General features: G+C 67.1%; 9 protein-coding genes. 2 read left to right on the top strand and 7 right to left on the bottom strand.

The genetic code is table 11. The features are described from left to right. The first annotated feature begins 100 nt into the window (after positions 1 to 100). Both AU188_RS00150 and AU188_RS00145 read left to right on the top strand, forming a co-directional pair. Entirely contained in the window at positions 101 to 1,009 is a 909-nt protein-coding gene (locus AU188_RS00150; RefSeq protein WP_059161726.1) for an MBL fold metallo-hydrolase, read from the top strand. Between the two features lie 112 nt (positions 1,010 to 1,121). Further along, complete coding sequence (locus tag AU188_RS00145; protein ID WP_286137207.1) at positions 1,122 to 2,246, top strand: transporter substrate-binding domain-containing protein; 1,125 nt, start codon at positions 1,122 to 1,124, stop codon at positions 2,244 to 2,246. A 56-nt stretch (positions 2,247 to 2,302) separates the two neighbouring features. On the opposite strand, the gene AU188_RS00140 is transcribed toward AU188_RS00145, so the two are convergent. The 7 genes from AU188_RS00140 to AU188_RS00110 all read right to left on the bottom strand — a co-directional run bounded on the left by AU188_RS00140 (position 2,303) and on the right by AU188_RS00110 (position 14,980). Further along, positions 2,303 to 3,853, bottom strand: coding sequence for an acyl-CoA carboxylase subunit beta (locus AU188_RS00140; protein WP_059161724.1), 1,551 nt, complete (start codon positions 3,851 to 3,853; stop codon positions 2,303 to 2,305). Then, positions 3,850 to 9,180: a polyketide synthase Pks13 gene (pks13, locus tag AU188_RS00135; RefSeq protein ID WP_286137261.1), complete on the bottom strand. Its 5,331-nt coding sequence runs from the start codon at positions 9,178 to 9,180 to the stop codon at positions 3,850 to 3,852. The genes AU188_RS00140 and pks13 overlap by 4 nt, the downstream gene beginning before the upstream one ends. Positions 9,181 to 9,284: 104 nt before the next feature. After that, positions 9,285 to 11,174: a long-chain-fatty-acid--AMP ligase FadD32 gene (fadD32, locus tag AU188_RS00130; RefSeq protein ID WP_059161722.1), complete on the bottom strand. Its 1,890-nt coding sequence runs from the start codon at positions 11,172 to 11,174 to the stop codon at positions 9,285 to 9,287. A 171-nt stretch (positions 11,175 to 11,345) separates the two neighbouring features. Next, positions 11,346 to 12,353, bottom strand: coding sequence for a carboxylesterase Culp6 (gene culp6, locus AU188_RS00125; RefSeq protein WP_059161721.1), 1,008 nt, complete (start codon positions 12,351 to 12,353; stop codon positions 11,346 to 11,348). 18 nt (positions 12,354 to 12,371) lie between these two features. Continuing rightward, positions 12,372 to 12,839 (bottom strand): hypothetical protein, encoded by a 468-nt coding sequence (locus AU188_RS00120; protein ID WP_059161720.1) that lies wholly within the window; start codon positions 12,837 to 12,839, stop codon positions 12,372 to 12,374. Between the two features lie 56 nt (positions 12,840 to 12,895). After that, positions 12,896 to 13,783 (bottom strand): alpha/beta hydrolase-fold protein, encoded by an 888-nt coding sequence (locus AU188_RS00115; protein WP_059162215.1) that lies wholly within the window; start codon positions 13,781 to 13,783, stop codon positions 12,896 to 12,898. A gap of 141 nt (positions 13,784 to 13,924) precedes the next feature. Beyond that, entirely contained in the window at positions 13,925 to 14,980 is a 1,056-nt protein-coding gene (locus tag AU188_RS00110) for an esterase family protein (RefSeq protein WP_059161719.1), read from the bottom strand. Between the last annotated feature and the right edge of the window lie 111 nt (positions 14,981 to 15,091).

The following is a 15,091-nucleotide window of genomic DNA, read 5'->3' as shown; positions in this document are numbered from 1 at the left end:
CTCTTCCTGCGTGACTGACCGTGTTTGCACACGACACGCCGCGGGTCTGCGAGCATTCTGGGGTCGCTCGCGCAGCGTCACAGTCCTCTAATCTGAGGCGGTGGACCGGATCCGGCTCGGCGCCGCGACGCTCACCCGCGTCATCGAGTGGCGGGTCGACGATTTACCGACATCGGTGTTCCCGCACACCCCCGCCGAAGCGTGGTCAAGCCACGCAGACGAGTTCTCGCCGACATTCTGGACCGACGCCGGATGGCGTATCGCGCTGCAGATCTGGGTGATCGAGGTCGACGGGCGGACCGTGGTGGTCGACACCGGTGCGGGCAACGACAAACCCCGGCCACGGATGCCCGTGCTGTCGGGATTGCAGACAGAATTCCTGGCTTCGTTCCGCGCGGCGGGATTCGACCCGGCCGAGGTGGACGTCGTCGTCAACACACACCTGCATTTCGACCACGTCGGCTGGAACACACTGTGGCTCAACGACTCCTGGGTTCCGACGTTCCCCAACGCCCGCTATCTGGTATCCGAGGCCGACTTCCGGCACTTCGGTCCCGACGGCCCCGCGCAGTCGTCGACGCCGCGGACCGAGGAGGAGGAATCGGTGCAACGGCATGTGCGAACGGTCTTCGCCGACAGTGTTACGCCCGTCGAGCCCCAGATCGAGTTGTGGTCCGGCGACCATCGGCTCAGCCAGTCGCTGTGGCTTCGCCCCGCGCCGGGCCATACCCCCGGGTCGTCGGTGGTGTGGCTCGACGCCGGTAAACCCGCGGTATTCGTCGGTGACCTGACGCACTGCCCGATCCAGATTGTCAGACCGGACGATCCGTGCGGCTGGGACGAAGACTTCGAAGCGGCCGCGACGACGCGTAAACGCGTTCTGACCGAGGCGTCGCGGCGGCGAGCTGCGGTTATTCCGGCGCACTATCCGGGCCGTGGCGGCGCGACGGTCGTCGCTCGCGGGGACACGTTCATGGTCGACGACTGGCTCGGCCTTCCACCGATCTAGGACCCGTTGCGGTGGCCCGCGGGCGCGGATCAGGCGACTTGTATGGTTCACAGAGCCGCCAAGGTGGAAAGAGGTCGACCGTCTCATGGGTTTGCGGTGGTATGCGCTGGCCGTGACCGTTCTCTGGGTGTGTCTGTTCGCAGCAGTACCCGGCGCCGCCCCGGGGGCTTCCGCCGACCCCGAGCCCCAACCCGAACCGGGCACGCGGACGGTGACCGCCGCTGTTCACACGCTGGAGCCATTCGTCATGCCGACCGGCAGCGGCGCGCTGACAGGGTTCAGCGTCGAGTTGTGGGAGGAGATCGCCAAACGCCTCGACTGGTCCACCCACTACGTCGAAACCGGTGATGTGCGTGGTCAATTGGCTGCGGTCGCCGACGGACGTGCCAAGGTGGCCGTCGGAGGCGTTTCGTTGACGGCGGAGCGGGAGCAATCGTTCGACTTCACCCACCCGACGCTCGATGCCGGCTTGCAGATCATTGTGCCCGTCCACGACACCCGGCCGTCGGTGCCCGGCTTGGGCGGCTACCTCGACCTACTGCTGTCCAGGACGATGCTGATCTGGCTGAGTGCTGCCGTGGTCGTAAGCGTGCTTCCCGCACACGTCTTTTGGCTCATCGAACGCCGCAGCGACAAGCCTGTCGTGTCGCGCGCCTACTTTCCCGGTATCGTCCAATCGTTCGGGTGGGGCATCGGTTCCTTGGTGGGCAAGAACAGCGCCTCCGCGACGAAGACAGTCACCAAGGCATTGGCGATCCTGTGGGGCTTCGCAGGCATCGTCTTCATCGCGTACTACTCGGCCAACCTCAGCGCCACGTTGACCGTCGCCAAACTGGACGCCAAGATCACCGGGCCGGCAGACCTGTACGACAAATCGGTTGCCACCGTCGCAGGCACCACCGCCGCGACGTTTCTTCGGGGCATGGGCATTGACGCCACCGAAACCTCCACAGTCGAGGACTCCTACCACCTATTGCGTGAAGAGGGCTACGACGCGGTCGTTTTCGACGCTCCGGTACTGCGGTACTACGTGGCCCACCGCGGCGAGGGCGTGGCGGTGATGGCGGGACCGGTTTTCCATGAAGAGGACCAAGGCTTCGTCACCGAGATCGGCAGTCCGCTGCGCAGACCGATCAATCAAACGCTGTTCCGGATGCGCGAAGACGGCACCTACAACCTCATCAAAGAGAAGTGGTTCGGCGACGACATCGCGACCACGGCTGGAGACATGAACTAGGCGGCGCACCGTTAGGCGCATGCTCACGATGCGACGAGCGTGCGCAGACCGCGAAATTAGATCGGGGTGAGTCCGTGTTTGCGCTGTACGCGGTCGATCTGCTTGTCGCGCAACAGGTTCAGTGACTTCCGCAGCAGCAGGCGGGTCTCGTGCGGCTGGATCACCGCGTCGATGAACCCGCGCTCGGCGGCGATCCACGGCGTGGCCATGTTCAGGTTGTAGCCCTCGATGAAGTCGGCACGAATCTTCTGCACTTCCGGCGCGGTCGGGTCGGGGAACCGCTTCACCAGCAGCTGTGCCGCGCCCTCGGCTCCGATCACCGCGATTCGTGCGGTCGGCCACGCGAAGTTCAGGTCGGCGGAGAGCTGCTTGGAACCCATCACCGCGTACGCGCCGCCGTATGATTTACGGATCGTGATCGTCACCTTCGGTACGTCGGCCTCGACGACGGCGTTGAGGAACCGGCCGCCGCGCTTGATGATGCCGCCCTTCTCCTGTTCGACGCCCGGCATGAACCCGGGTGTGTCGACCACGAAAACCAGTGGCAGGTTGTAGGAGTCGCAGAACCGGATGAACCGCGCCGCCTTGTCGGAAGCCTCGTTGTCGATCGCCCCGGACAGGTGCATCGGCTGGTTGGCGACCACCCCGACCGGGCGGCCGTCGACGCGGGCGAACGCGGTGATGATCGCCGGGCCCTGCTGCTCGGCCACGTCGAAAACGTCGCCGTCGTCGAAGATCCGCAGCAGGATCTCGTGCATGTCGTAAGCCATGTTGTCGCTGTCCGGCACGATCGTGTCGAGCTCGTAGTCGTGCGGTGTTATCTCGGGTTCCAGGCCCGGGTTGACGATCGGCGGGTCGTCGAAGGTGTTGGGGGGCAGGAACTCCAGGTAGTCGCGAACGTACTGGAACGCAGCGGCCTCGCTCTCCACCACCTGGTGGATGTTGCCGTAGCGGGCCTGCGCGTCGGCGCCGCCGAGTTCGTCGAGCGTGACGTCCTCGCCGGTGACGTCCTTGATCACGTCGGGACCTGTGACGAACATGTAGCCCTGATCGCGCACCGCGACGACGAGATCGGTCTGGATCGGGGAATACACCGCTCCGCCAGCGCATTTGCCGAGGATGATGGAGATCTCGGGCACCAACCCACGCAGCAACTCATGGCGCCGGCCCAGCTCGGCGTACCACGCCAGCGACGTCACGGCGTCCTGGATCCGGGCGCCCGCCGAGTCGTTGATGCCGATGATCGGGCAGCCGACCATCGCCACCCACTCCATCAGCTTGGCCACCTTGCGACCGAACATCTCACCGACCGAGCCCTGGAACACCGTCTGGTCGTGGCTGAACACGCCGACCGGCCTGCCGTTGATCCTTGCGTGGCCGGTCACCACGCCGTCGCCGAACAACGCGTTGGGATCGCCGGGGGTCTTCGCCAGCGCCCCGATTTCCAGGAAGCTACCCGGATCCACCAGCGCGTGAATTCGGGCGCGGGCACTCGGGATCCCCTTCTTCTCCCGTTTGGCCACCGCCTTCTCGCCACCGGGTTCCTTGGCCAGCTCGAGCTTCTCGCGGAGTTCGGCCAGCAGTTCTGCGGTCGTCTTGGTGGTCACTCGTTCTCGCTCTCGATCCGGCTGATCGCCTCGCTCATATGCGCACCGACCTTCGCAATGTACGGCTCGTCGATCACCTGGATGTGCTCACCCCCGACCGGGACGACCTCGAGCTCGGAGACGAACTCACCCCAGCCGCCGTCGGGCTTGCGGGTGGCGTAGCGCGGCTCGAAATAGATCGCGTCGTCGTGGTAGCGGTCGGCCATGTACAGCGTGACCTTGCCGTCGTACGGCTTGATCTCGGCGGTGTCGATGGCCCGCTGATCCAGGTAGGACGTGCGCTGGTGCTCGATGATGCCGCCCGGGATCTGTACCCCACTCTGGCTGACCACGTCGAGGACGAACTTCACCTGGCCCTCGTCGTCCAGCTTTTCGAGTTCCTCGTAGGGGATTTCGGGCACCTCGACGTTGAACGTGCGCTCGGCGAACCGGGCGTAGCGATCCCAGCGGGCGCGGGTCTCCTCGCGCGTCTGCGGTATCTCCTCACCCGGACGCACCGCGTCGATGAGACCGACGAACCGTACATCGGCACCGGCCTGCTTCAGCCCGATCGCGCACGCGTAGGCCAACACACCGCCGAGCGACCAGCCCGTCAGGATGAACGGGCGATCGCCGTTGAGCTCCAACAGCTTCGGCACGTACTCGCGGGCGCGTTCCTCGATCGAGCCCTCCACCCGTTCGATGCCGTACATCGGGGTGTCGGCCGGCAGCCGTTTGAGCAGCGGCTCGTAGACCACCGTGGACCCACCCGCGGCGTGGAAGACGAACACCGGAATCCGGTTCGAGCCCTCCTGCGGGGCGCGCAACGTCCGCACGAAGCCGTCGACCTTGCCGCCCTCGAGGTACTCGCGGACCGTGGTGGCCAGCTCCTCGATGGTCCGCGCGCCGGTGACGTCGTCGGCGGTGATCGTGCCTTCGTCGACGCGTTCGGTCAGCCGCTCGGCGATCTTGCTCGCGGTCGTCTCGTCGAGTGCGGGCAATTCGTTGAAGATTCCGCCCGGCGACTTGCCGGTGACGATCGCCCACGTCGCGAACGTGACGCGTTCGGCGGCGTCCCGCGGCGGCACGTCGGCGCCCAGCGCCTCGGTGACCGCGTCCTGGCTGAGCACCTTGGCGGCCGCCGCGACGGTCGACTCCGACGGACCTGTCGACTCCGACGGACCGGTGGGACCGCTCGGGTCGGTCGGTGGCGGCGGGATGTTCGGACCGCTCGGATCCGTGGGTGGCGGCGGGATGTCGGTGGCGGTCGCAGTACCGGCACTCGTGAGCGGGGATTCCCCGCCCCGTTCGGCGAGCTTCCGTTCGAGCTCGGCGACGGTCGTCGCGCCACCCATCAGCTCGGCCTGCTCGGCCGCGATCTCCTCGGCGGTCTTCGACTTCTGGTGCTCGGCAAGCTGGTCGACCTCGTCGCGGTGCTCGATCGCGTATTCGATCAGCTTCTCGACGGCGTACAGGTTGGCGTCGCGCACGGCGGTCAGCTGAATCGGCGGCAGGTCGAAGTCGTATTCGACGCGGTTCTTGATCCGCACGGCCATCAGCGAATCGAGGCCGAGTTCGATCAGCGGAACCTCCCAGGGCAGGTCTTCGGGCTCGTAGCCCATCGCGCCGCCGACGATCGCGCCCAACCGGTCGTGGATGGTCTCCCCGGAATCCGGTGACCACTTGGCGAAGCCCGCCGCCAGACCTGCGCCCGCCGTGAGGTTGTCCTGCAGGATCTCGGCATCATCCTCGGGCTCGTCATCGACGGGCGCGGCCGAAAGCTGCTGCGCCACACCAGTGCCGGCACCCACGGCGACGGGCAGCGCGCCGACGGCGCCCTCCCGGCTCACCACCGCGTCGTACACCAGCGTGAACGACTCGTCGATGCGGGCGTGCACCTGCACACTGGCCCCGCCGGGATGCCGGGTCAGCGTCGTCACCAACCGCGCCCCCTCGCCGGGAACCGCGCGCTGCTCGGATGCGACCAGCTTGGCGTCGGGAAGCACCTGCGCCGCAGCGGCTTTCACCAGCGCGGCGAGATCCGGTTCGCCCTTCGGCGCGAACTCCCAGACATGCCGGCCGTCCGGGGTCGCGACGTGGTTGCCCGGCATCATCACCGAGCTGTCCCCGGTGAACCGCGCGTCGAGCCAGTGCGGCTTGCGCCGGAACCGCGTCGGCGGGATGTTCGCGAAGTCCAGCGCTCCGGCCAGCCCCTTGGACCGGCGCGGGAACAGCGTGCGGATGTCCAAGTCGTGGCCGTGCACGAACAGCTGCGCCATCGCCACGGTCATCGAGTCGACCTCGTCCTGCTTGCGCGCCAGCGTCGCGATCAGCTGTGCGTCGTGAAGACCGGCAGCCGCCGTCGTCAGGCCGACCTGCATGAGCGCAACGGGATTCGGCGCCAACTCCAGGAACGTGGTGTGGCCGTTGTCGACGGCATTGCGGATGCCGTGGGTGAAGTAGACGCTGTGGCGCAGCCCCTTCTTCCAGTAGTCGACGTCGTGGATCGTCTCGCCGGGCCGGATGTAGCGACCCTCGTGCACCGTCGAGAAATACCCGATCTTCAGCGGATGCGGTTGGATGCCAACGAGTTCGGCGGCCAGCTCGCCCAACAGCGGGTCCATCTGCGAGGTGTGGCTGGCGCCCTTGGTCTGCATCTTGCGCGCGAATTTGCCCTCTTGCTCGCAACGTTCGATGATCGCATCGACCTGGTCGGGCGGGCCGCCGATGACGGTCTGGCTGGGCGCGGCGTACACGCACACCTCGAGATCCTTGAAATCGGCGAAGACGGTCTCGATCTCCTCGGCCGAGTACTCGACCAGCGCCATCAACCGGATCCATTCGCCGAAAAGCATCGCTTCGCCCTCACCCATGAGGTGCGCGCGCGAACAGATCGCCCGGGTGGCGTCCTCCAGCGACAGGCCGCCGGCGAAATAGGCGGCGGCCGCCTCGCCGAGCGACTGGCCCACCACCGCAGCGGGTTTCGCGCCGTGGTGCTTGAGCAGCTCACCGAGTGCGATCTGCAGGGCGAAGATCACCGTCTGGACTACTTCGATGGGGTATTCGCAGGTCTCATTGGTGTAGTCGATCGCGTCATCGAGGATCATCTCGACGATCGAATAGCCCCGTTCATCCTGGATGAGGGCGTCGACCTTGTTGATCCACTCGGCGAAGACCTCGTTGCGCAGGTACAGGTTCTTGCCCATCTTGCGGTGCTGCGCACCGAACCCGGCCAGCACCCACACCGGACCGTTGGTGACCGGGCCGTCCGCGCTGAACACGCTCGGGTGTTGTTTGCCCTCGGCGACCGCGCGCATGCCCTTGACCGCCTCGTCGTGGTCGTGCGCCAGCACCACCGCGCGGGAGCGGCCGTGGTTGCGCCGCGACAGCGCGCGGCCGATCGACTCCAGCGACGAAGCGCGGCCCTCCGGACTGTCGATCCAGTCGGCCAGCTCGGCCGCGGTGGCCTTCTTGCGCGACGTCAGGAAACCTGAAACAACCAGCGGCACAACGGGAGTGGGCTGTTCTGCGGACTCCAGCTCTTCTCTGGCGACCTCCAGCAGCCTCCGCGCCTCGTCGGTCAGCCCCGGCAACTCGGGTTCGTCATCGACCGCGACGGCGGGCCGGTCCAGTGCATCGTCTTCTGAGTCGTCGTCGATGAACTCGCCGTACTCGTCCATCCGTACGCCGCCGACGTAGACGGCGGTCGCTTCAGACGGGCTCGCGGTGGCTTCGGCTACCGGCTCTTCGGTCTCGGGCTCGACGAGATCGGACGGCAGCACCTCGCGCAACACGAGGTGGGCGTTGGCGCCGCCGAAACCGAACCCGGACACCCCGGTGATCGCGTGCCCGCTGTAGCGCGGCCAGTCGGTGACGGTGTCGGCGACCTTCAGGTGCACACCGTCGAAGTCGATGTAGGGGTTGGGGCCGGTGTAGTTGATCGAGGGCGGGATCTTGTCGTTGCGCAGCGCCAGCGTCATCTTCGCCAGGCTCGCCGCGCCGGCCGCCGACTCCAGGTGTCCCACATTGGATTTGATCGCACCCAGCAGCGCGGGTTTGTCGGGCGCCCGGCCCCTGCCGACGACCCGGCCGAGCGCGTCGGCCTCGATCGGGTCACCGAGAATGGTGCCGGTGCCGTGCGCCTCGACGTAGTCGACGAGGCGCGGGTTGATGCCGGCGTCCTTGTACGCCTTGCGCAGCACCTCGGCCTGGGCGTCGGGGTTCGGCGCCAGCAGGCCGTTGGACCGGCCGTCGTGGTTGACTGCGCTTCCGGCGATGACGGCGAGGATCTCGTCGCCGTCGCGCCGGGCGTCGGCCACCCGCTTGAGCACCAGCATGCCGCCGCCCTCGGAGCGGGCGTAGCCGTCGGCGTCCTGCGAGAACGACTTGATCCGGCCGTCGGGCGCGAGCACGCCGCCGACCTCGTCGAAACCGACCGTCACCAGAGGGGTGATCAACGCGTTGACACCGCCGACGACCACCACGTCGGCCTCCCCGGACCGCAACGCCTGCACCCCCTGGTGCGCGGCGACCAACGAGGACGAACACGCGGTGTCGACGGCCACCGACGGGCCGCGGAAGTCGTAGAAGTACGACACCCGGTTGGCGATGATCGAGCTCGCCGTGCCGGTGATCGCGTACGGATGCGCGACCGAGGGATCCGACATCGCCAGGAAGCTGTAGTCGTTCAGCGAGCTGCCGATGTAGACGCCGACGTTGCTGCCGCGCAGGCTCGACGCCGGGATGCGGGCGTTCTCCAGCGCCTCCCAGGTCAGCTCGAGCGCCATCCGCTGCTGCGGATCGATGTTGTCGGCCTCCATCTTCGACAGTGCGAAGAACTCGGCGTCGAAGCCCTTGATGTCGGACAGGTAGCCACCGCGGGTGCGGGCCTTGGCGACCCGCTCGGAAATGCGCGGCTCGCCGAGGAACTCCTCCCAGCGGCCCTCCGGCAGGTCGCTGATCGCATCGCGACCCTCGAGCAGCGCCTGCCACGTCTCGTCGGGTGTGTTCATGTCGCCGGGGAAGCGGGTGGCCAGGCCGACAATGGCGATGTCCCGGGAGGCCGTGTCGTCGCGGCTCCAGTCCTCGTCGTCGTCACCCTGCTCGAGTTCGGGCTCGCCCTCGATGATCACCGTCGCCAGCGACTCGATCGTGGGATGGCGGAAGGCCACAGTGGCGGTCAGCGTGACGCCGGTGAGGTCCTCGATGTCGCTGGCCATCGCGACGGCGTCGCGCGACGAGAGGCCGAGTTCGACCATCGGCGCGGACTCGCTGATCGAGTCGGGCGACTGGCCCGTGGCGTTACCGATCCAGTTGCGCAGCCACTCACGCATTTCGTTGACCGACATATCGGTTCGCGGTGCAGTCAGTGGCTTCTCGGGTGCCAGCTGGATCTCGTCGCCGGCGGGTTGCTGCGAATCGTCTGGTGTATCAGCCATTTTCGAGTGAGTTCTCAGTCTGTCTCGTCAGGGAACGCGTTGGCGATCTTCCCGCTGCGCAGACTGCCGTCCAGGTATGCCGAGCGGCACGCCCGCCGACCGATCTTGCCGCTCGAGGTACGGGGGATCGCGCCTGCGGGGGTGAGCAGCACGTCGCGCACGGTGACGCCGTGGCGCACCGCGATCGCGGCGCGGATGTCGTCGGCGATCGGCCCCATGTCGAGCTTGTGTGCGCCCGGCGCGCGCTCGCCGACGATCACCAGCTGCTCGGAGGTGTCGTCGGGATCGCGCTTCAAACCGGAGTGGGCGTTCTCGAACACCTCGTCCGGCAGCTGGTTGGCGGGCACCGAGAACGCCGCGACGAACCCGGTGCGCAGCGCCTTGGTGGCCTCCTGCGCGGAGTACTCGAGGTCCTGCGGGTAGTGGTTGCGGCCGTCGATGATCACCAGGTCCTTGACGCGACCGGTGATGTAGAGCTCACCGTCGTGGTAGGTGCCGAGGTCACCGGTGCGCACCCAGGTGGCGTCGTCGGCGGCCCCTTCGGCGTGCGACGGGTTGGTCCGCGACTTGAGGATGTTCTGGAACGTGGCGACCGTCTCCTCGGGCTTGCCCCAGTAACCGGTGCCCATGTTCTGACCGCTGATCCAGATCTCACCGATCTGCCCGTCCGGCAACTCGGTGGCGGTGTCGTTGTCGACGATGACCGCCCATTCGGCCAAGCCGATCTTGCCGGCGCCGGCCTGCGCGACGGCCTTCGGCGAGTCGTCGGGTACCGGGACGAAACGCCCGGCGTTCAACTCGTCGCGGTCCACCGAGATGATCACCGGCTCGGCGTCCATCGGCGTGGTGGACACGAACAGGGTCGCCTCGGCCAGGCCGTAGGACGGCTTGATGGCCTGCGGCTTGAAGCCGAACGGCCCGAACGCCTCGTTGAACCGGCGCACGGTGGCCGCCGAGATCGGCTCACTGCCGTTGAGGATGCACTTGACGTTGGACAGGTCCAGCGGAGGTTCCCCGTCCTTTGGCACACCGCGGGCCGCGGCGTGGTCGAACGCGAAGTTCGGCGCCACCGAGATGGTGCCGCCGGTGTCGCCTTCCTTGCGCGCGAGTTCGCGGATCCAGCGCCCGGGGCGACGGACGAACGCGGCCGGGGTCATGAACGTCACGTAGTGACCGATCATCGGCGACAGCAGCACGGTGATCAGGCCCATGTCGTGGAAGAACGGTAGCCAGGACACACCCCGGTCACCCTCCTCGCCGTCGAGGGCCTCGATCACCTGAACGACGTTGGTGGCCAGGTTGAGGTGCGTGATCTGCACGCCGGTCGGGATGCGCGTCGACCCCGACGTGTACTGCAGGTAGGCGATGGTGTGCTCGTCGACGTCGACCGGCTCCCAGGTGGCGCCGACCTCGTTGGGCACCGCGTCGACGGCGATGACGCGCGGGCGCTGGTTGGCCGGGCGGCTGCGGAAGAACTTGCGAACGCCCTCGGCCGCCTCGGTGGTGGTCAGGATCGCCGACGGGTGGCAGTCGTCGAGCACGGCGTGCAGCCGGCCCACGTGGCCGGGTTCGTTCGGGTCGAACAGCGGAACGGCGATGCGGCCGGAGTACAGGGTGCCGAAGAACGCGACGAGGTATTCGAGGTTCTGCGGGCACAGGATCGCGACGCGGTCGCCGGGCTGGGTGACCTGCTGCAAGCGGGCGCCGACGGCGCGGTTTCGGGCGCCGAAGTCGGCCCAGTGCAAGTCGCGCGCGACACCGTCACGCTCGGTGGAGAAGTCGATGAACCGGTAGGCGAGCTTGTCTCCACGCACCTTCGCCCATCGTTCGACGTGTTTGACCAGGCTCCCGTTGTCGGGAAACTTGATCAGTCCGTCCTTGATGAACGGGTTATGGAACCCCATCGCACTCTCCTGTCAACGGCACACGCTTCTCGATGCCGATTCGCACATGATCTCGGAGCCGCCCCGCCAAGCCCCGGAAGATCGTACCGGTCGGCTATCCGCTTACTGCTCTTAGTTTTTTCTTAATGTTAGGTGACCGGTTGGCGCAGTCCAAATCCGTCTGATCACAGGTCAGCCATGTTTCGGGCGCGGGGCGTTATCGATCAACCCCTTCGCCCAATTCAGTGTCCACTGTGTGGCCGAAGCGCCGTCGAGATTCCAGAACTGCGTCGTCGCGTACATCGCGTGGATCGGTTGTCCCGCACCGCCGAGCAAGATGTCGATGGTCTTGGGCAGGTTCATGATGTTGAACGCCTCCGGCGGCGCCGAGCAGATCAGGTCGCCAGGAGCGCAGATCTCGTTGACGCGATCGTTCAACGCGCCGAACCCGCCGGGCCGGGGACCCGTCATCGCCAGCCCCATCCCCTCGAGCAACGGCACATCACGAAGCGTGATCTCGGCGCCCTGCCCGGGCGGATTCGGCCCGACGTCGCGGCCGACGCCGACCTGTCGACGGCCGTCGGCGATCAACGTCACACCGAGCACCAGGTCCTCGTCGACCGGCCCGCGCCCGTTACCGATGTCGCTGGCGATATCACCCGCGATCACCGCGCCCTGGGAGAAGCCGACGATGACGTAACTCGTCAACGGGCACCGCTCGTTCATCTCCGTCATCGCCTTGACCGTCGCGTTGAAGCCCTCGGCGCGGCTGTCGTTGTAGGACATCTGGCCGTCCTGGGAGAACGGATTGTGGAACTGCGCCGTGTAGGGGACGGTGAACACCTCGAGCCGATTGTCGTCAAACTGCTCGCGGATCGGGTTCGAGACGCCGAGCAACAGGGCGATCGGGAACTGTGTCGGGTTGAACGGATCGAGGTGCGGCGAGGACTCCCACGTGCCCGGGACCGAGATCATCTGCACATCCGGGCAGCTGGCGTCCTGAAACTCCGGCCGCGGCTTCTTGGTCGGGCTGGCGCCGGTCGGGGGCACCGCCGACGGCGGCCCCGCGGTCGGCGGGCCCTCGGGTTTGCGCAGGATCACCACGACGATGACGACGAGCAGCACCACCACAAGCGCCATCGCGCCGGCTGCGACGAGCGCGAGGATGCGATGGCGTTTCCGCCGATTGGTCTTGGCCATGTGTCGGTTGGGCTCCTGCTAGCAGAGTCGGTCGGTTGCGATGCGAATGTAGTCGGAAGTGGCGGCGTGGACGTCGACGGACGAGGACGCCATCCCCGCCGTCCGTTCCACCCGTTCATCCATATCGCTGCGCACCATCGGCAACACGGCGTCCCACACTTCCTGGTCGGTGTGCTTGGCGGCGCGGGCCTGACACACGTACGAGCCGATGCTCAACGCCAGCAGGTCACTGGACGGTTCGACGCGCTCGGCGGCCAACCCGTCGAGGTAGGCGCGCTGCCGGTCGGTGACGACCAGCGCGTTGGACTGACCGCCTGCGGGCGGCGGCCCCGGCTGCGCATGGGCTGTGCCGTGGGCCGGCGCCGACTCGGTCGTCGGCATGCCCATGGTCGCCATGACCGCATCACCCGAGCATCCGGTCAGCATCGCGGTCGCCGAAGCGATCAACAGCGACCCTGCCGCCGATGTCCGTACCGAGCGTTGCACTCCTCCAAGGTACCGGCAGCCCGCGAGCGGACCGGTCGTCGAGGACGGCTCGCCGGCTACTTGATCGTCGCGGCCAGTTCCCCGCTCATGGCGGCCAGCTGTGCGCTCCAGGAACCCCAGTCGTGGGTGCCGCTGGTCGGGAAGTCGAAATGCCCGTTGTGGCCGCCGACAGAGCGGTAGTGCTGGTAGAACTCGCGATTGGTGCCCTGGGCGATGTCGCAGTAGCCGATCATCGCGGGCGGATCGGTGCAGCCGCCGACCGGCGCGCTCCACACCCACAACCGGGTGTTGTTGTCGGCCAGCAACTGCACATGGACGTTGGGCGAATGCCACTTCCACCGGCCCAGCTGTGGCAGGCCCCACATGTTGCGGGTCTCGACGCCGCCGTACTGGGCGAGCCCGGCGGTGATGGCGCCGTCGACACCGGTGCGCTCGGGGGTCAGGAAGCCGGACAGCGAGCCCGCGTAGCGGTAGCGGTCGGGGTGGAAGGTGGCCATCGCCATCGCGCCGTACCCGCCCTGCGCCGCACCGACGATGCCGTGGCCCGACGGGGCCAGCCCCTTGTTGGCGGCCAGCCAGTTCGGCAGTTCGTCGGCGAGGAACGTCTCCCACTGCCGGCTGCCGTCCAACTCCCAGTTGGTGTACATGCTCCACGCGCCACCCGCGGGTGCGGCCACCGAGATGCCCTTCCCGGCGAGGGTGTTCATCGCGTTGCCCGCGGTCACCCAGTTGCTCACGTCGGGGGCAGCGTTGAACGCGTCGAGCAGCACGACCGCGTGCGGGCCACCACCCTGGAAGGCGACGGGGATGTCGCGTCCCATCGCGGCCGACGGCACCATGAGCATCTCGACTTGTGCGTTCGCCGACGGCGCCATGGACGTGCCAGCGGTCCACAGACCGGCGGCCAGCGCCACGGTCATGATCGTCCGGAAGATCCCACGCATCACTTGACCCACCTCGTGTTCGCCTGCTGTCCCCGCGCGAGGTAGTCAATCACACCCGCCCTCCGGATCGGGCTGGAAACGGCTGACGGCGGCGACCCCTGGGGATCGCCGCCGCCAACTGTGTAGTTATTGCCGTACCGGTCAGTTCCCGGCGTTCGGCGTCTGCGCCGAGGCCTCGGTCGCGATCGGAGTCGTCGGCTGAGGCGTGGCACCCAGCACTCGCTGGATGTCCGGCTTCATCTGCTGCAGCTGCTGACCCCAGTACTCCCAGCTGTGAGTGCCGGCCTGCGGGAAGTTGAACACACCGTTCTTGCCGCCCGCCGCGAGGTACTGCTCCTGGAACGTCTCGTTCGTCCGCAGCGTGAAGCTCTCCAGGAACTTCGCGTTGAAGTTGTCGCCCGCAGCAACGCCGGTTCCGTTGATGTCGGCCGGCTTGCCGTTACCGCAGAACACCCAGATCCGGGTGCCGTTGGCGACCAGCTTGTCGATGTTCACCATCGGGTCGTTGCGCTTCCACGCCGGATCACTCGACGGGCCCCACATGTCCTCGGACTCGTAGCCGCCCGCGTCGCCCATCGACAGACCCACCAGCATCGGCCACCAACCCTCGGAGAGGTTCAGGAAGCCCGAAAGCGAAGCAGCGTACTGGAACTGCTGCGGGTAGTAGATCGCCAGCGTGAGCGCGGCGGATCCGGCCATCGACAGCCCGACGGCCGCGTTGCGGTTCGGGTTCACACCCTTGTTGGCCGCCAGGTACGCGGGCAGTTCCTGGGTCAGGAACGTCTCCCACTTGTACGTCTGGCAACCGGCCTTGCCGCAGGCCGGCTTGTACCAGTCGCTGTAGAAGCTGGACTGGCCACCGACCGGCATGATCACCGCGAGCCCGGAATCCAGGTACCACTCGAATGCCGCGGTCTCGATGTCCCAGCCGTTGAAGTCGTCGCGCGCACGAAGACCGTCGAGCAGATACACGCCCGGTGCGTTCGGACCGCCGTTCTGGAACTGAACTTTGATGTCACGGCCCATCCCGGCGGACGGAACCATGAGGTACTCGACCGGCAGACCCGGACGAGAGAAAGCCCCCGCAGTCGCCGAGCCTCCGATGGCGCTGATCAAACCGGGCAGCACCGCGGCGACCATCGCCGCTGTTGCCAGCCGGCGGACCCAGGCACCCCGGATCTTGCCAACGAACTTCATGCTTCATCTATCCCATCTGTCGTATGCCGCTCGCGGAAAAGCCCCTCGGGCATGCCGCGTAACCCGTGCAGTCAACCACACCTCGTCGCGATCTTCCCATTCAGAGCGTGT

Source organism: Mycobacterium sp. IS-3022 (assembly GCF_001500065.1).
Classification (GTDB): Bacteria; Actinomycetota; Actinomycetes; order Mycobacteriales; family Mycobacteriaceae; genus Mycobacterium.
Note: the sequence above shows the minus strand (reverse complement) of the source record. Positions and strands in the feature narration are given on the sequence as shown.